Source organism: Halomonas sp. LMYGS-3 (genome assembly GCF_059509875.1).
Window position 1 is genome coordinate 60,644 of sequence record NZ_JCAKFQ010000020.1, and the last position, 17,278, is coordinate 77,921.

At 60.6% G+C, this 17,278-nt stretch carries 15 protein-coding genes; 11 read left to right on the forward strand and 4 right to left on the reverse strand.

Features of this window, described 5'->3' with window-relative positions; genetic code table 11:
- The first annotated feature begins 38 nt into the window (after positions 1 to 38).
- From AC5W54_RS16575 to AC5W54_RS16620, 10 genes are all read left to right on the forward strand, one after another.
- Positions 39 to 1,499, forward strand: a complete 1,461-nt coding sequence (locus AC5W54_RS16575) for an NCS1 family nucleobase:cation symporter-1 (RefSeq protein WP_495963202.1) — start codon at positions 39 to 41, stop codon at positions 1,497 to 1,499.
- A gap of 590 nt (positions 1,500 to 2,089) precedes the next feature.
- Positions 2,090 to 3,664, forward strand: a complete 1,575-nt coding sequence (locus AC5W54_RS16580; RefSeq protein ID WP_495963203.1) for an ABC transporter substrate-binding protein — start codon at positions 2,090 to 2,092, stop codon at positions 3,662 to 3,664.
- Between the two features lie 81 nt (positions 3,665 to 3,745).
- On the forward strand, positions 3,746 to 4,735 hold the full coding sequence (locus AC5W54_RS16585; RefSeq protein WP_495963204.1) for an ABC transporter permease: 990 nt from the start codon (positions 3,746 to 3,748) through the stop codon (positions 4,733 to 4,735).
- An 11-nt stretch (positions 4,736 to 4,746) separates the two neighbouring features.
- Positions 4,747 to 5,682, forward strand: a complete 936-nt coding sequence (locus AC5W54_RS16590) for an ABC transporter permease (RefSeq protein ID WP_495963205.1) — start codon at positions 4,747 to 4,749, stop codon at positions 5,680 to 5,682.
- Between the two features lie 11 nt (positions 5,683 to 5,693).
- On the forward strand, positions 5,694 to 6,752 hold the full coding sequence (locus tag AC5W54_RS16595; RefSeq protein WP_495963206.1) for an ABC transporter ATP-binding protein: 1,059 nt from the start codon (positions 5,694 to 5,696) through the stop codon (positions 6,750 to 6,752).
- Complete coding sequence (locus AC5W54_RS16600) at positions 6,749 to 7,831, forward strand: ABC transporter ATP-binding protein (RefSeq protein WP_495963207.1); 1,083 nt, start codon at positions 6,749 to 6,751, stop codon at positions 7,829 to 7,831. The genes AC5W54_RS16595 and AC5W54_RS16600 overlap by 4 nt, the downstream gene beginning before the upstream one ends.
- Positions 7,832 to 7,865: 34 nt before the next feature.
- A complete protein-coding gene (locus tag AC5W54_RS16605; protein WP_495963208.1) occupies positions 7,866 to 8,537 on the forward strand; it encodes a flavin reductase family protein in 672 nt (223 codons plus the stop codon).
- 17 nt (positions 8,538 to 8,554) lie between these two features.
- On the forward strand, positions 8,555 to 9,742 hold the full coding sequence (locus tag AC5W54_RS16610) for an amidohydrolase family protein (protein ID WP_495963209.1): 1,188 nt from the start codon (positions 8,555 to 8,557) through the stop codon (positions 9,740 to 9,742).
- Between the two features lie 15 nt (positions 9,743 to 9,757).
- Positions 9,758 to 11,233, forward strand: a complete 1,476-nt coding sequence (locus AC5W54_RS16615) for an amidohydrolase family protein (RefSeq protein WP_495963210.1) — start codon at positions 9,758 to 9,760, stop codon at positions 11,231 to 11,233.
- A gap of 484 nt (positions 11,234 to 11,717) precedes the next feature.
- Entirely contained in the window at positions 11,718 to 13,172 is a 1,455-nt protein-coding gene (locus tag AC5W54_RS16620; RefSeq protein WP_495963211.1) for an NCS1 family nucleobase:cation symporter-1, read from the forward strand.
- A 74-nt stretch (positions 13,173 to 13,246) separates the two neighbouring features.
- On the opposite strand, the gene AC5W54_RS16625 is transcribed toward AC5W54_RS16620, so the two are convergent.
- From AC5W54_RS16625 to uraH, 4 genes are all read right to left on the reverse strand, one after another.
- Positions 13,247 to 13,825 (reverse strand): hypothetical protein, encoded by a 579-nt coding sequence (locus AC5W54_RS16625; protein ID WP_495963212.1) that lies wholly within the window; start codon positions 13,823 to 13,825, stop codon positions 13,247 to 13,249.
- A gap of 73 nt (positions 13,826 to 13,898) precedes the next feature.
- Positions 13,899 to 14,633 (reverse strand): GntR family transcriptional regulator, encoded by a 735-nt coding sequence (locus AC5W54_RS16630; RefSeq protein ID WP_495963213.1) that lies wholly within the window; start codon positions 14,631 to 14,633, stop codon positions 13,899 to 13,901.
- A 124-nt stretch (positions 14,634 to 14,757) separates the two neighbouring features.
- Positions 14,758 to 15,963, reverse strand: a complete 1,206-nt coding sequence (locus AC5W54_RS16635) for a urate hydroxylase PuuD (protein ID WP_495963214.1) — start codon at positions 15,961 to 15,963, stop codon at positions 14,758 to 14,760.
- Between the two features lie 59 nt (positions 15,964 to 16,022).
- The gene (gene uraH, locus AC5W54_RS16640) at positions 16,023 to 16,376 is read right to left on the reverse strand and encodes a hydroxyisourate hydrolase (RefSeq protein WP_495963215.1); all 354 of its coding nucleotides are present in this window, start codon (positions 16,374 to 16,376) and stop codon (positions 16,023 to 16,025) included.
- 146 nt (positions 16,377 to 16,522) lie between these two features.
- On the opposite strand from uraH, the gene uraD reads away from it, so the two are divergent.
- Complete coding sequence (gene uraD, locus AC5W54_RS16645; RefSeq protein WP_495963216.1) at positions 16,523 to 17,050, forward strand: 2-oxo-4-hydroxy-4-carboxy-5-ureidoimidazoline decarboxylase; 528 nt, start codon at positions 16,523 to 16,525, stop codon at positions 17,048 to 17,050.
- The last annotated feature ends 228 nt before the right edge of the window (positions 17,051 to 17,278 follow it).

A 17,278-nucleotide genomic window follows, 5' to 3' on the forward strand; every position in this document is an offset into this window, starting at 1 on the left:
CGGGGGCTGCCCCCCCGACAACCATAACGGTGACGACGATGAAAGAGAGCGATCTGGACATCCAGACGATCGATCCGACGCTGTACAACGAGGATCTCGCCCCGCTCAAGCACGAGAAACGCAACTGGGGCGCCTTCGAGATCTTCAACGTCTGGTCCAACGACATCCAGAGCCTGTTCGGCTATACCCTGGCGGCCTCGCTGTTCCTGGCCTACGGGCTGAACGGCTGGGCGGTGATGGCGGCGATCATCCTGGCCGGGGTGATCGTGATGTTCCTGGTCAACCTGACCGGCAAGCCGAGTGTGAAGTACGGCATCCCCTTCCCGGTGATGGTCCGCGCCAGCATGGGCGTACGCGGTGCCAACCTGCCGGCCATGCTGCGGGCGATCATCGGCATCTTCTGGTATGGGGTGCAGACCTACTTCGCCTCCACTGCGGTGGCGCTGCTGATCACCGCTTTCGTTGGCGCCGGCAACGGCAGCACCTTCCTAGGCCTGTCGGGCGTGGCCTGGACGTCGTTCGTGATCGTCTGGCTGTTCCAGATCGCGATCTTCTGGCAGGGCATCGACCGCATCAAGCACTTCCTCAACTGGGCCGGGCCGCTGGTCTACGTGGTGATGGTGGCCTTGATGATCATCGTCTGGTACCAGGCCGGCAGCGAGCTGCTGCCCGCGGTCAGCACCATCTTCAGCGGCGACAGCGAACGCTCCGGGAGCGCAGTGGCCGCCTTCATGGCCATCGTCGGTACCATGGTCGCCTACTTCGCCGCGGTGGTGATCAACTTCGGCGACTTCACCCGCTTCGTGAAGACCGAGCGCCAGATGAAGCTCGGTAACCTGCTGGGGCTGCCGCTCAACGTGGCCTTCTTCTCGTTCATCGCCCTGATCATCACCGCCGGCACCCTCGTGCTGTTCGGTGACGCCCTGACCAATCCGGCGGATATCGTCGAGCGGGTCGACTCGCTGCCGCTGACCATCGTCGCCGCCCTGACCTTCTTCGCTGCCACCGTGGGCATCAACCTGGTGGCCAACTTCATCCCGCCGGCCTATGACCTGGCCAACCTCTTCCCCAGCCGGATCAGCTTCAAGGTCGGCGGTCTGATCACCGCCGTGGTCGCCTTCTTCGTCGGCGCCCTGTGGGTCTCGGTGATCAGCCAGATCGGCGTCCCCGGATTCGTCAACGCCCTCGGCGCGGTCATCGCCCCCTTCTACGGCATCATTGTGGTCGACTACTACCTGATCAAGCGCCAGCAGCTGAACATGGAGGAGCTGTTCTCTTCGCAGCCGGGCGGGGCCTACCATTACGTCAATGGCTGGAACACCCGGGCGCTGATCGCCTTCGGCTGCGCCGCGCTGTTCTCGATCTCTACCGTGGTGGTGCCGGCCTTGAGCGGCCTGGACGGCTACGGTTGGATGATGGGCGCCGCTTTGGGTGGACTCTTCTATCATTTCCTCATGCGCAGCCATCAAGCCACCGCTGTGGTGCCGAAACACCAGTAGTCATCCATCCCCCAAGGCAGCAACAGTCCAACCGGCAGTATCAGCCGTCCTGTAAACAGAGACCCCGAGTCACCGACTCGGGGTTTCGTTCGTGTGAGCAACGCGTAGCTGCCTCGATGGCCTGTCGTTGAGGGTTGCCTAATGAGAGCATAATTTCAGCCAGTACAGGACATGAATTCTCCACAATCCATCCATCATTTCTCAAGGATTAACACCAACCACTAACCGATCATCTATTGATGATGCATGCCACGTCTCTTCCTCTCCTCATCATCACGACGTGAAGAAAAGAACAATCTCGATTCGCATCATTTACCTGATATGAGTATCGATATTCTCCCCACCTTGAATAGATATTTCTGCATAATAGACGTCATCACATATAGCCAATCTGCATACCTTTTACCTCACGATTGCTGGCACCATCTGCGCATTGAATCTGGCTCTATTCGCCACTGCATTCACCTGACATTCTTTGAATGTCCATGCATGACCACGCAGAAAATTACCAACTATCCATTGCAACATTACACGAAGAATACAAGATCAATAACGCAATTCGCAGAGATGGTTGAAAATGGAGACATCCAATGAATAATATTCAAAAATCCATGGCCATGACCGTATTGGCAAGCAGCATGGCGCTAGGCACCGCCCAAGCCAATACTATCACCTGGGCGGACACCTCCGACGTCTACTCAATGGATCCCCATGGACAGGCCATGAGCCCAACCCTGGCCTTTCTTCATCATATCTACGAGCCTCTAGTTCGATATAACAAGGAGCTTGAGATCGAACCTTCCCTGGCGACAGACTGGGAGGTGGTTCGCCCTGATCTGTGGCGTTTTACATTGCGCGAAGGGGTCGCCTATCATAATGGAAATAGCTTTGATGCCGACGATGTCGTAGCATCACTCAAGCGCGCCATCCACCCAGACTCTCCTCTAAGAGGCAACCTTCCCGCCGTCTCCGACATCAGGAAGATAGACGACCACACTGTTGAAATTGAGCTGAACGGGAGCTACCCCCTTCTACTGAACGACTTGACCAATGTTTACATACTGGACAAGGAGTGGATGACTGAGCATGGCGCACTGGACCCCGTAGACCCGACGAAAGGGGATCGCAGCTACAGCACCACTCATACCAATGGTACAGGCCCCTTCAAGCTCGAGTCACGGCGGCCCGATGCCGAGACGATTCTCACCGTCAACGAGTCCTGGTGGGACGACGCACAGCACAACCTGTCTCGTATCGAATTCACTCCGATTTCATCCGACGCCACGCGTGTGTCTGCCTTGCTGTCGGGACAGATCGACATGATGCTGAGCGTTCCTCTACAGGACGTATCTCGCCTCGAAAGTTCGCCAGGGCACCAGGTTCATGAAACACCTGGACTGCGCACCATCATGCTGGCCCTGAACCAGTCACAGGGTCGACTGACTCAGAATGGCCTGAAGGCCAACCCACTACAGGACATGAGAGTTCGCCGAGCACTCTACCAGGGCATTGACATGGAACTGATCCGTGATCGCCTGATGCGTGGTAAATCCCGCAATGCCGCGTTGCCGGTGGCGCCTGCCGTTCCTGGCTACGATGCCTCCCTCGACGAACGCTTCGCCTTTGACCCCGAAGCGGCCAGAGATCTCCTGAGCGAAGCGGGGTATCCCGAGGGCTTCACAGTTGGCCTTGACTGCCCCAACGACCGCTATGTCAGAGATGAGGAGATCTGTCAGGCGATTGCGGCCATGTGGGCTCGCATTGGCATCGAGACGCGCGTCAACGCTCGCAACTCCAGCAACCATTGGCAAGAAGCCCTCAATGGTGGTTCCGACATCTGGATGTTCGGCTGGGCGACCCTGCCCATGCTCGATTCGTTCAGCATCCTGTCGCAGGTGCTGGCAAGCCCGCAGGGAAACTATGGGGCCTGGAATCCCGGCAACTATCATAATGCTGAAGTGAATGAACTCATCGAACGAATTGCGGTTGCTCAGGACGAGGAAGAGCGTTTAGGCATGATCTCGAAAGCCTTCGAACTGACCAAGGCTGACATCCCGCTTATCCCCCTCCATCAGCAGCCCCTTATCTGGGCTACCAAGGACAACATCTCTGTCCCACAGACGCCCGACAATAAAGTCAGGCTATGGTACGCAATCGTCGAATAATCGATGGCAACAACAAAGCGTGGCAGCCATTAAGGTCTGCCACGCACACGACCTGACTCAGCATTAGTGAAGGGTACCACGATGATTGCATTTCTGATAAGGCGACTTCTGCAGGGCGCGATAGTCATGTTAGCCGTCGCTTTCATAGCCTTTTCCATGTTCAGCTTTGTGGGTGATCCTGTCACCAACATGCTTCCTCAGGATGCCACGCTAGAACAGCGAGCAGCACTTCAGGAACGCCTGGGACTCAATGAACCCTTGCCTGTTCAGTTCGGCAAGTTCGTCAGCAACGCCGTGCAGGGCAACTTCGGCATCTCCTACCGTAATCAGCGACTGGTATCGGACCTGATCGCCGAACGCTTGCCCGCCACCATGGAGCTGGTGTTCGCGGCAGTCGTCATGTCCCTGGTCATCGGGATACCGATGGGCGTCTACACGGCACTCCGTCGGGACAGCTGGCTCAGCCACACGTTACAGGCCTTGTCCTTGACAGGAATCTCGGTTCCCACCTTCGTGACCGGCATCCTGCTGATCCTCATCTTCTCCGTCTGGCTCAACTGGCTGCCATCGTTTGGCCGTGGCGAGGTCATAGAGCTCGGTTGGTGGAGTACCGGCATGCTGACCGTCAGTGGGCTGAAAGCGATGATCATGCCGGTCGTCACACTATCACTCTTCCAGATAACACTGATCATGCGACTCGTGAGAGCCGAAATGCTGGAAGTGCTCAAGACCGATTATATCCGCTTTGCCAGAGCACGCGGATTGACAAATCGTGTCGTCAACTTTGGCCATGCACTCCGAAACACCTTGATGCCTGTCATCACTATCACAGGCCTGCAGATCGGCGCATTGATTGCCTTTGCCATCATCACCGAGACCGTCTTTCAGTGGCCTGGAATGGGGCTGCTCTTCATGCAGGCCGTCAGCTTCGTCGACATCCCGGTCATGTCTGCCTACCTGGTGATGGTTTCGCTGATTTTCGTAGTGATAAACATCATCGTCGACATGTTGTATTTCGTGGTTGATCCAAGACTTCGCGTGGACACGGGACATAACAAGACTGGCGCCTAAGGAGTTTACCCATGAGTTCCATAGCAAAAAGAGTCTACGGCAAATGGCACACGATTATCGATAGCGATATGTTTTATAGCTTTCGACGATCACCTGTCACCATAGTGGCAGCCGTCGTGGTGTTCATCTTGATAATTTCTGCAATTCTTGCTCCCTGGATTGCGCCACATGATCCCTTCGATGTTGGCACCTTGAGCCTCATGAACAGCGAGCTTCCTCCGGTGTGGGCCGAGGGTGGCGAGAGTAGCTTCCTGCTCGGCACCGATGGTCAAGGCCGAGACGTATTGTCTGCGATACTCTACGGGGCACGCATATCCATTCTGGTTGGCTTGGCGAGCGTGGCATTTGCCATGGTGCTAGGCGTATCGCTTGGTCTGGTGGCCGCCTATGTAGGGGGGGCGGTCGATGCCACGATCATGCGTATCGCCGATGTCATGATCAGCTTCCCGCCGATTCTGGTGGCCCTGTTGATCAATGGTGTGGCCAGAGGCGTTCTCCCAGCCGACATGCAGCACGATGCGGTAATCTTCGTACTGATTCTCGCCATTGGCCTGACTACCTGGGTTCAATATGCCCGCACGGTACGTGGCTCTACCATGGTGGAAAAGAACCGTGAATATGTACTGGCTGCACGTGTCATCGGCCTGCGTTCCAGGGCGATCATGGCCAGGCATATCCTGCCCAACGTCATCGGCCCCATTCTTGTGGTGGCTACCGTGAATCTCGCCATCGCGATTCTCATCGAGGCGGCTCTATCATTCCTGGGCGTCGGCATGCCTCCCACGGAGCCTTCCCTTGGCACCCTGATACGAATCGGCAATGAGTTCCTTTTCTCTGGCGTCTGGTGGGTTGTCATCTTCCCTTCCATTGTTCTGGTACTGCTCGTCCTGTCAGTGAACCTGTTGGGTGACTGGCTGCGCGACGCTCTCAACCCCAAACTTCGCTGAGGAAACCGACCATGACTTTGAATGAGGCAACAACACCGGTCCTTGACGTCAAGGATCTACACATCGAGTTCAATACACGACGTGGAAAATTGAAAGCCATTGACGGAATATCCTTGCAGATAAACCCAGGGGAGATCCTCGGCGTCGTAGGCGAGTCAGGAGCCGGTAAGTCACTGACGGGAACCGCGATAACAGGACTTCTGGAGAGTCCCGGGCGAATCAGTTCCGGCGAGATCCGGCTCGAAGGCAAGCGTATCGATAACCTCCCGCAAGAACAGATGCGTCGCCTGCGAGGCCGGGACATCGGTGCCATCTTCCAGGATCCACTGACCAGCCTTAACCCCTTGTATACCATTGGCCACCAGCTAGTGGAGACGATTCGCACCCATGTCACCATCGGTAGGAAGGAAGCTCGCCAGCGTGCCATCCGCATGCTGGAGGAAGTCGGGCTGCCCGCCCCGGAGACACGCATCGACCAGTATCCCCACCAGTTTTCCGGTGGCATGCGCCAGCGCGTGGTCATCGCACTGGCCCTGTGCGTCGAACCGAGGCTGGTCATCGCCGATGAACCCACAACGGCCCTGGATGTATCGGTCCAGGCACAGATCATCGCGGTACTCAAGCGACTCTGCAGGGACAAGGGAACGGCCGTCATGCTGGTAACCCATGACATGGGGGTCATTGCCGAGGCGGCCGACCGTGTCGCCGTGATGTACGCCGGACGCCTGGTGGAAATCGGGCCGGTAGCCGATGTCATCAAGCATGCCAAGCATCCTTACACGCGCGGGCTGATGAACTCCATTCCTACCATCCTCAATGATGTCGATCGGCTTGAGCAGATCGAGGGCTCCATGCCAAGACTGACGGCCATTCCGGACGGATGTGCCTTCAACCCGCGCTGCCCTCACTCCATCTCTCGTTGCAGAACCGAACGCCCGGGCCTGATCGCCGTCGAGAACAGCGATGCTGCCTGCTGGCTCGTCGAAGATCCGTCGATGCGAGACCCGCGTATCCTTCGCACTGTATCCACTCGCCCCGTCGCCGACCATTGTCGAGGAGCCAACGCATGAACATGACTCAGGAAAACTTCGGAGCCTCGGCAATGCGCACCAGTCCTCTGAATGAAACGGTCGACACGCAAGCGGCGCGGCCTTTCTTTCGTATCTGCAACCTGAAGCGCCATTTCGATGTGTCGCCGCCCCTGCTCAATCGCCTACTCGAGAGCAAGAAGCGACAGGTGGTCAAGGCGGTGGATGGTGTCAGCTTCGATATCTATCGTGGCGAGACGTTCAGCCTGGTCGGGGAGTCGGGCTGCGGCAAATCCACCATCGCCAAGCTGGTAGTGGGTCTGAACAAGACCACCGATGGCAGTATCGAGTTTGAAGGACAGGATATCGCAACGCACAGCCGGCAGGACATGGATGATATCCGCCATCGCATGCAGATGATCTTTCAGGACCCCTATGCCAGTCTCAACCCTCGGTGGCGGGTCAGGGATATCATTGCCGAACCGCTTGACGTCTTCAAGCTCCTCGATGGCAAGATGGCCATCGAGGAGCGCGTCGCGTCACTGCTGGAATGTGTGGGGCTCAATTCACAGGATGGGGAAAAATATCCCCATGAGTTTTCCGGTGGCCAGCGCCAGCGTATCTCGATTGCACGGGCCCTCGCCAGCAACCCGGAGTTCATTGTCTGTGACGAACCCACCTCGGCCCTCGATGTCTCCGTACAGGCCCAGATCCTCAACTTGATGAAGGACCTGCAGCGCGAGTTCACGCTGACTTACCTGTTCATTAGCCATGACTTGTCAGTGGTCTACCACATTTCTGACCGAATCGGTGTCATGTACCTGGGGCGGCTGGTGGAAGTCGGCACGAAGCATGAGCTATTTCGCAACCCCCAGCACCCCTACACCCGGATGCTGCTCGACTCCATCCCTGACCTGGAGATGACCGGCAGGGCTCGCACACCCGTTGCGGGCGAGGTGCCGAGCCCGCTCGATCCACCCAGTGGCTGCGCCTTTCATCCTCGCTGTCCTCACGCAAACGAACGCTGCAAACGGGAACAGCCCACTCCGCTCCACAATGTCGAGCATGGATTCGTCGCTTGTCATGCCGTGGAGGAAGGACGCCTCATCGGCAAGGCCTGAGCCGGCAACCCCGAGCCAACTTACAGGAACTATCATGGAATTCGACTTCAGCCAGCTGAGCAAGAAGGAGCGTTACAAGCTTCTGGTCAGCTTCATCGTCCCCAGACCCATCGCCTTGGTGACCACCACCGATCGAGCCGGCATCTCGAATGCCGGCCCGATGAGCTTTTTCAACGTCTTCGGCGATGAGCCCCCGATCCTGATCCTGGGCATCCAGCACCATCCGGACGGGCGCTACAAGGACACCACCCGCAATATTCATGACAGTGGCGAGTTCGTGGTCAACCTGGTCAACGAGAAAATCGCCCACCCGATGATCACCACGTCCCTGGACTTCCCCCCCGAGGAGGACGAAGTATCCGCCTCGGGGTTGACCCTGGCTCCCAGCCGCACGCTGCGTACAGGCCGCATCCTCGAGGCACCGGTGGCCATGGAATGCCGCAAGGTAGAATCGCTTGAGTACCCCAACCGCTCGGTGATCGTCGGCGAGGTCCTCCACATGCATGTGCAGGATGAGTTTATCGATCCCCAGACCCTCAGGGTTCGCCCAGAGGCCTATCATCCGCTGGCGCGCCTGCATGCCGACGCCTACCTGTTCGCCGAATCCCAGTTCGAATTGCCGCGTCCCAGCCTCGAGGCATTCAAGGCCGCCAACCAGAGGCAAGCGAGCCACGAACGGCTGTCCGTGGACGACGGCATCAACTGAGGAACAAGGAGACAGTCATGGCTGAGTCATTATTGTTGCGCAACGTCCGCCCTCTCGAGGGTGAGTGCACCGATGTGCTGGTAATCGATGGGGTGGTGAAGCGGCTGGGTCACGGCCTGGAGGCGCCCGGCATCCCGGTCGTGGAGGGGCGCAATGGCATCCTGCTCCCCGGCCTGGTGGATGCCCATACCCACCTGGACAAAACTCACTGGGGCAAGCCCTGGCATCGCCATACCGCCGGCCCCACGATCGAGGAGCGTATTGCCGACGAGCGGAGTGTCAGACGGCGACTCGGTTACTCGCCACAGGAGCAGTCGAGCAACCAGGTTCGCCAGTCGCTGCGCATGGGCACCACGCACATTCGCACGCATGTCGATATCGATACCGAGATCGGACTTGCCAACCTCGAGGGCATCCTCGCCACCCGAGATCACTTCCGGGATGCGCTCACCATGCAGGTCGTGGCCTTCCCCCAGAGCGGGATACTGGTCCGTCCCGGTACCGAAGCCCTCATGGCTGAAGCGCTCAACATGGGCGCAGATCTGGTGGGCGGCATCGATCCCTCGAGCATGGATCGCGATCCGGTCAGACACCTCGACACCATCTTCGCCATCGCCGACCGGGCCGGTGTCGGCATCGATATCCATCTTCATGAACCCGGAATGCTCGGCGCCTTCGCCCTGGAGCTCATCGCTGAGCGCACCACCGCACTCGGCATGCAGGGCAAGGTCACCGTGAGCCATGCCTTCTGTCTCGGCATGGTCGATGAGGCCTGCCTTGAGCATCTCATCGGACTGTTGCTCGATAATCGCATCGCCATCATGACCCACGGGCCGGGCTACATCGACTTTCCCCCGGTGAAGCGCCTGCATGACGACGGAGTGACACTGTGTTGTGGCTCAGATGGCATCCGCGACTCCTGGGGCCCCTACGGCAATGCCGACATGCTGGAACGCGCCATGCTGCTGGCCTTTCGCAGCGGCTTCCGGCGTGACGAGGACCTCGAGCTGGTTCTGGATATCGTCACCAACGGTGGCGCCGACGTCATGGGCAGCAGCCACTATGGCATTGCCCCGGGCAGCAGAGCCGACCTGATCGTCGTGGCCGGTGAGACCCGGGTCGAGGCCATCATGAATCGCGCTCCGCGCATCGCCGTGATCAAGGGCGGGCGCAGAGTCGCCGCCGATGGCGAATGCCTGGTCTGACAGAAGGAGTCCCGGATGACGAGGACGATGATCACCGGCCGGTATGTCGTGGGTTTCGACGGCACCGGCCACGAATTGCTTGAGCATGGCGAAGTGGTTTATGAAGGCGACACGATCATTCATGTCGGCTTCGGCTATGACGGCCCGCTGGACCACCGTCTCGATGTCGGCAATGCCGTGATAGGCCCGGGTTTCATCGACCTGGATGCCTTGGCCGACCTGGATTCGACCGTGCTGGGGTTCGACAACGCGCCAGGCTGGCGACATGGCCGGGTCTGGGCCAGCACCTATGTCGAACAAGGCACTCGTGACGTCTACACCCCTGAGGAGGAGGATGCCAAGAAGCGCTATGCCTTCGCTCAGTTGCTGCTCAATGGCATCACCACGGCCCTTCCCATCACCTCGCTGCTGTACCGGGAGTGGGGGGAAACCTACGAGGAGTTCGCCCGTGCCGCGGCTATCGGAACCGACTATGGTCTACGGCTCTATCTCGGGCCGGCCTATCGAACCGGCGCCTCTGTCGTTCACCCGAACGGTCGGTTCGATATTCATTGGGATGAAGCACGCGGCATGCGTGGGCTGGAGGACGCCATCGCCTTCGTCAAGGACTACGACGGCCAGGCGAACGGGCTGATTCGCGGCATCCTGGCGCCCGATCGGATCGAGTGCTGCACCGAGTCGCTTCTGCAGCGCACGGCCGAGGCGGCCAGGGAGCTGTCCTGCCCCGTTCGCCTACACTGTTGCCAGTCGCCCCTGGAAGTCGAGACCGTACAGCAGCGGGTTGGCCAATCCTCGCTGTCCTGGCTGGACAGCCTGGGCTTTCTCTCCGAGCGTTGCCTGCTGCCTCACGGGCTGTACCTCGGGGGACTCGCTCCCACGCCGGCCACCATCGAGCGGGACATCGAGGCGCTGGTGGAGCGCCAGGCGACCCTGGTGCACTGCCCATTGGTCAGCGCTCGAATGGGCCACTTCATGAACGCGTTCCCTCGTTTTCGACAGCGAGGCATCAATATCGGTCTAGGAACTGATACCTATCCCGCCGATCTTGTGACCAACATGCATACCGGCATCATGTCCACGAGAATCATGGAGGGAAGTGAAACTGCTTGTTCCGCAGCGGACTACTACAATGCTGCCACATTAGGAGGAGCAGAAGCACTAGGCAGGAAGGATCTCGGGCGGCTCGCCGTGGGCGCCAAGGCCGACATCACGGTATTCAATCTCAATGGTTTTCATCTGGGGCAGTTTATCGACCCGATACAGACCATGATTATTAACGGTTCAGGCCGGGACTTCACCTTAGTAATCATCAATGGAAGAACCGTCATGGTCGACCGGAAGCTACCAGGGGTTAATCTAGAGAACCTAGCAAACCAAGCACAACACCAATTCGACCAGCTTCGCGCTTCCTATACCGAGCGAACTCACCTTCACCCACCGGAAAAAGAAATATTCAAAGACACTTTTCCCAAGCGATATAGTTGTCCATGACGACGCAGTTAAAGCTAATGAAATGCTGCATAAATCCCGCCGCTGCTGCCACCTCACGATCTGTTCCCGCAAGAGATAGCGGAGCAGGAAGGGATCTCACTGGGTACCGTCTACAAGTGGCGCAGGGAGGCCCGTGCCGAGAGACGTTGCCTGCCTGACCCCTGGGCCAAGGGGCCGACGGCTGATCGTCGCGGGACAAGTTCATCGCCGTGGTCGAGACCGCTTCGATGAAAGCCGAGGAGGTCGCCGAGTACTGCCGACGTCGCGGCCTCAACCCTGAGCAACTGGAGCGGTGGCGGTCGCCCCAACCCAGCCGTAGGGTGCCCCCTACGCCCCTGATCACGATACCCCCGAGCCACTTGGCTCGGGGGTATCGTGATGGTTGACGCCTCTCGCGACGCAATCGCCATCGCAGGCGGATTCCCCCTGACTACCTTATGCTGCAGAAACCGAGACAACTCTTCAGCACAGGGAGCGCTTCAGGATGAACGGCGAACTGGAAATCAAGAGCATCGACTCGACGCTCCATAACGCGGACCTGGCCCCGATACCGCACAACAAACGCACCTGGGGCTGGTTCGAGATCTTCAACGTCTGGTCCAACGACATCCAGAGCCTGTTCGGCTACACCCTGGCGGCGTCGCTGTTCCTGACCTACGGGCTCAACGGCTGGGCGGTGATGGCGGCGATCATCCTGGCCGGCGTCATCGTGATGTATCTGGTCAACCTGACCGGCAAGCCCAGCGTCAAATACGGAATCCCCTTTCCGGTGATGATCCGCGCCAGCATGGGGGTGCGCGGCGCCAACCTCCCGGCCATGCTGCGGGCGATCATCGGCATCTTCTGGTACGGGGTGCAGACCTACTTCGCCTCCACCGCGGTGGCGCTGCTGATCACCGCCTTCGTCGGCGCCGGCGACGGCTCGACCTTCCTGGGCCTGTCGGGCGTGGCCTGGGTGTCGTTCGTGATCGTCTGGCTGTTCCAGATCGCGATCTTCTGGCAGGGCATCGAGCGCATCAAGCACTTCCTCAACTGGGCCGGCCCGCTGGTCTACCTGGTGATGGTGGCCCTGATGATCGTGGTCTGGGTCCAGGCCGGCAGCGAGCTGCTGCCCGCGATCGCCACCATCTTCAGTGCCGACAGTGAACGTTCCGGCAGTGGCATCGTCGCCTTCCTGGCCATCGTCGGCACCATGGTCGCCTACTTCGCCGCGGTGGTGATCAACTTCGGCGACTTCTCCCGCTTCGTGAGGAGCGAACGCGAGATGAAGCTCGGCAACCTGCTGGGGCTGCCGCTCAACGTGGCCTTCTTCTCGTTCATCGCCCTGATCATCACCGCCGGCACCCTGGTGCTGTTCGGTGACGCCCTGACCAATCCGGCGGATATCGTCGAGCGGGTCGACTCGCTGCCGCTGACCATCGTCGCCGCCCTGACCTTCTTCGCTGCCACCGTGGGCATCAACCTGGTGGCCAACTTCATCCCGCCGGCCTATGACCTGGCCAACCTCTTTCCCAGCAGGATCAGCTTCAAGATCGGCGGGCTGATCACGGCGATCATCGCCTTCTTCGTCGGCGCGCTGTGGGTCTCGGTGATCAGCCAGATCGGCGTGCCCGGCTTCGTCAATGCGCTCGGTGCCATCATCGCCCCCTTCTACGGCGTCATCGTGGTCGACTATTACCTGGTCAGGCATCAGCAGCTGGATATCCAGCAGATGTTCTCCTCGGCCCCCGACAGTGCCTATTACTACGTCAAGGGCTGGAACCAGAAGGCGCTGATGGCGTTCGGACTGGCCGCACTGTTCTCGATCTCCTCGGTGTGGGTCCCGGCCCTGGCGGCGCTGAATGGCTACGCCTGGCTGATCGGCGCCGGGCTCGGCGGCCTGGTCTACTACTTCCTGATGCGCAACCACAAGGTCATGATTGCCCCGACCCGGCCGTAGCACGCTCTCCTGCTCCTGGGCCGCCCCCCCGGCCGGCTGGCCAGGGGCGTTGCCCAGGGAGCAGACGGGAACGGCTACGGTTCCAGTGAGTTCAGCACCCGCAGGGCACAGCGCGCATGCAGCCCCAGCAGAACGACAGCCGTCGGCAGATACACGAACAGCCAGGCGGCGTACTCCTGCAGGTAGAGGATGATCGACGGAAACACCACCACCAGCAGATAGAAGACGCCCCAGAAGCCGTTGGCCGCGGGGGCATGGTAGCGCCGGAACCAGTCCGGCCAACCGCCGGCGATATGAAACAGCTCACCGCGGTCACCAGCGGCACGGTTGAGGACGCGCTCCAGCGCTTGCATGCGCTGTAGATGGAAGAAGAAGATCGACTGCTTGAGCAGGTCGAAGAACATCACCAGCACGATCACCAGCAGCAGGACCAGGAAGCCGACCGGGGTCACCGGTTGCTGGAGCTGGGCATCCAGCTCGAACAGGCGCGCCACGGGGTCCCACGCCAGCAGGGCACCGATGGAACCGAACAGGCGGATATCCCCCAGAGACCGGTGGATGTAGTCGTTGCAGACTTCACTGAGCCGGACATACTCCTCATAGACCCTGCCCAGGGAGATCTCTTCCGGTGCGTCATCTGGCGGTCGGGACACGATGATACCATCCGAGAGGCGCTTCCATGCCCTCAGTATGGCGTGGCCGAGGGGGCTTGCCAGGGCGGCACCATCAGGCGCCGAAGATGCTGTACAGGTCGGGCGCCTCCTCCGCCTCCTCGACGATCGAGAGCGAGGCCTCGATGGCCTTGAGGTGGCGACTCATGAAGGCCTGGGCGCGTTCGCCGTTGCGGGCTTCCAGGTGGCCGATCAGGTCATCGTGGTCATGGGACTCGCAGCCCAGATGACCGGCATTACCGTAGACGGCGAGGATCAGCGAGGAACGCGAACAGAGTCGGCCGACGAACTCGGCCAGGGTGGCATTGCCCGAGAGCCGGGCCAGTCGCTCATGGAAGGCCGCGGAGAGCTTGATCGCCGTGCTCTGCTCACCGGACCTCAGCGCCTCGCGCTCGCGCCGCGCCATGTCACGCAGCTCGCGTACGTCGGCCTCGGTGATGCGCCGGGCGACCTCCGGCATCAACCCGCACTCGATCATCTGGCGAGCATCGAAGACGTCCTTGGCCTCGTCGGCGGTGGGACGCGTGACGCTGGCGCCGCGCCTCGGGGTCAGGGTGACCAGCTGTTCCAGGGCCAGGCGCTGCAGGATCTTGCGGATGCCGGTACGGCTGACGCCGAACACCTCCGACAGTGCATCTTCGCGCAACCGGGCCCCCGGCTTGAGGCGGTGTTCGATGATGGCATCGCTGATCGAGCGATAGATGGCATCGTGGCGCTCGGCACCATCGCCATTCTTGCCCAGGCGAGTGCCGGCAGGCTTGTGCTCGGCCACGGTCTGGCGCTGGTTCATGAAGCTCTCTCCTGCATTCCCTGACTGCCATCATTGTATACGCTATGCGGTCAGGACGACGACTATCCCACACATGACGGCCCGCCAAGGCGGCGAGCCGTCGAAGGGGGCATCGCGGGTGGGATCAGTCGCTCCAGGCCGCGATCGCCTCCCGCTCCTCGTCGGTCATGCCGGTCATGTTGCCCAGCGGCATGTAGCCGCTCGCCACCACCTGCTGGATCTGGGCCCGTTGGCCAAGCATCTGTTCCGGGGTGTCATAGGCCACCCCGGCCGGCGGGGCACTGAAGCCGGGCTGGGTCGGCTGACGCGAGTGGCAGGCCACGCAGCGGGTCTCGACGATGGCGTGCACCTCCTCGAGGCTCGGGCCGGCGCCGGCGGTATCGCGATCCACCGCCGGCGCACTGGCCGGAGCGGCGATCCACAGCGCCACCGCGATCAGCGCCGTGCCGGCGGCCGGATAGGCCGGCTGGATCCTGCCGGTGTGCATGACCACGAAGAACTGGCGAATCAGGGCGCCGGCGAAGATGAACAGCGACATGATCACCCAGGCGTACTCGTGGGAGTAGGCGAAGGAGTAGTGGTTGCTGATCATCAGCAGCACCACCGGCAGGGTGAAGTAGGTGTTGTGCACCGAGCGCTGCTTGCCCCGCTTGCCGTCCAGCGGATTGGGCTCCTCGCCAGCCTTCATCGCCGACACCATGCGGCGCTGGCCGGGGATGATCCAGAACAGGACGTTGGCCGACATGGCGGTGGCCATCACCGCCCCGGTGAGCAGGAAGGCCGCCCGCCCCGCGAACATCTCGGTGCTCAGATAGGCCACCGCCACCATCAGCACGGCGACCGCGAGGCTCAGCAGGCCATCGCGTTCCATATTGGGGCTGATGCGCTTGCACATCTCGTTGTAGACGACCCAGCCACCGACCAGGAACAGCAGCGCCAGCACGTTGGCCTGCCAACCGGTCATGTTCGCCGCCCACGCCCAGTTGCTGTTGGGGTTCACCAGGTAAAAACCCGGGTTGGTCATGTACAGCAGCACGAAGAGCGCGAAGCCCGACAGCCAGGTGGTGTAGGACTTCCAGAACGACCAGTGCAGGTCGTCGGGTAGCTTGGCCGGCGCCGTGGCGTACTTCTGGTTGTGGTAGAAGCCGCCGCCGTGCACCGCCCACATCTCGCCGAAGACGCCCTTCTCGCGGTCCTCGGCGGCCTTCGGCGTGCGCAGGCTGTTGTCCAGCATCACGAAGTAGATCGACTCGCCGATCCAGGCGATGGCGGCGATCACGTGCAGCCACCTCAGCATGAAGTTGGCAAAGTCCAGGATGTACGCTTGCATAAACCGGCTCTCGTCTTGTGCGGTTGTTGTCTATCGTCGTCAGGGGAGCCCGTGACGCCTCAGCTGCCGCGGTAGGTCGAATAACCGTACGGCGACAGCAGCAGCGGCACGTGGAAGTGCTGGGAAGCATCGGCCACCCCGAAGCGCAACGGGATCACGTCGAGGAAGCGCGGCTCGCTGGCCTCGACCCCTTGAGCCCGCAGGTAGTCGCCGGCGTGGAACACCAGCTCGTATTCGCCGGCGTGGAAGTCGTCGCCCTCGAGGATCGGGGCATCACAGCGGCCATCGTCGTTGGTGACGACCTCCTTCAGCCGGGTGCGGGTTTCCCCCTCCAGGCGAAGGACCTCGATACGAATGCCCTGCCCGGGGCGGCCGCGGGCGGTATCCAGAACATGGGTGGTCAAGCGTCCCATTCGTCACTCTCCTCTTGTGATAGTGTGATCGGCCTGGGCCATGAAAACAGTTTTAGCCTCAAATGGAGTACATTTCAAAATATTTTTTGTATACAGTTAGGATTGAGATCATCGAGAAAGCCCATCCACCCTCAGGAGCCCCACCCATGAGCGACAAGATCCTGATCCCCCGCCCCAGCCAGCTCGGCCTGGACGACTTCGTCAGCCACTTCGGCGACATCTACGAGCACTCGCCCTGGGTTGCCGAGCTGGCTTGGCAACGCGGCCTCGGCGAGGCCCAGGACACCCCGGCAGGCCTGGCCGAGGCGATGGGCCGGGTGCTGCGCGAGGCAAGTCCGGAACGTCAACTGGAGGTGATCCGTGCCCACCCCGACCTGGCCGGCAAGGCGGCCATCGCCGGCGAGCTGACCGATGACTCGACCCGCGAACAGGCCGGCGCCGGCCTCGACCAGTGCACCCCCGAGGAGATGACCCGCTTCGAGCGGCTGAACGATGCCTACAAGACCCGCTTCGGGTTCCCCTTCGTGATGGCCGTGAAGGGCAGCGACCGTCACGCCATCCTGGCGGCCTTCGAGGAGCGTCTGGAGAACGGCCAGGACGAGGAGCGCCGTACCGCCATCGCACAGATCAATCGGATTGCCCGCTTCCGCCTCGAGGCCAGAGCCGAGGGATGATCGAGACCTGCGCCGGCGCTGCCGGCGCTGTTCTTCTCCTTCGCGGTGTGCCATTGCCGCCACGGCACGCCGCCGAGAGCCGACCAATCGGTCAGCAGCAATCAGTAAATATCCCCCGGCAAAGCCGGGGGCTTTATTTTGTTAGCCCCTCAAAGGGGCAAGAATTTGAGCCGCCTGAAGGCGGCCATCCTCACATGCCGAACTTGAGCTGGTCATAATGTTCATCCA

Bases quoted from the DNA above. Each gene is read 5' to 3' on its own strand.
- AC5W54_RS16615 (WP_495963210.1), top strand. From the start codon at position 9,758: ATGACGAGGACGATGATCACCGGCCGGTATGTCGTGGGTTTCGACGGC.
- uraH (WP_495963215.1), bottom strand. From the start codon at position 16,376: ATGGGACGCTTGACCACCCATGTTCTGGATACCGCCCGCGGCCGCCCC.
- uraD (WP_495963216.1), top strand. From the start codon at position 16,523: ATGAGCGACAAGATCCTGATCCCCCGCCCCAGCCAGCTCGGCCTGGAC.
- AC5W54_RS16630 (WP_495963213.1), bottom strand. From the start codon at position 14,633: ATGAACCAGCGCCAGACCGTGGCCGAGCACAAGCCTGCCGGCACTCGC.
- AC5W54_RS16590 (WP_495963205.1), top strand. From the start codon at position 4,747: ATGAGTTCCATAGCAAAAAGAGTCTACGGCAAATGGCACACGATTATC.
- AC5W54_RS16600 (WP_495963207.1), top strand. From the start codon at position 6,749: ATGAACATGACTCAGGAAAACTTCGGAGCCTCGGCAATGCGCACCAGT.
- AC5W54_RS16595 (WP_495963206.1), top strand. From the start codon at position 5,694: ATGACTTTGAATGAGGCAACAACACCGGTCCTTGACGTCAAGGATCTA.
- AC5W54_RS16635 (WP_495963214.1), bottom strand. From the start codon at position 15,963: ATGCAAGCGTACATCCTGGACTTTGCCAACTTCATGCTGAGGTGGCTG.
- AC5W54_RS16605 (WP_495963208.1), top strand. From the start codon at position 7,866: ATGGAATTCGACTTCAGCCAGCTGAGCAAGAAGGAGCGTTACAAGCTT.
- AC5W54_RS16620 (WP_495963211.1), top strand. From the start codon at position 11,718: ATGAACGGCGAACTGGAAATCAAGAGCATCGACTCGACGCTCCATAAC.
- AC5W54_RS16575 (WP_495963202.1), top strand. From the start codon at position 39: ATGAAAGAGAGCGATCTGGACATCCAGACGATCGATCCGACGCTGTAC.
- AC5W54_RS16610 (WP_495963209.1), top strand. From the start codon at position 8,555: ATGGCTGAGTCATTATTGTTGCGCAACGTCCGCCCTCTCGAGGGTGAG.
- AC5W54_RS16585 (WP_495963204.1), top strand. From the start codon at position 3,746: ATGATTGCATTTCTGATAAGGCGACTTCTGCAGGGCGCGATAGTCATG.
- AC5W54_RS16580 (WP_495963203.1), top strand. From the start codon at position 2,090: ATGAATAATATTCAAAAATCCATGGCCATGACCGTATTGGCAAGCAGC.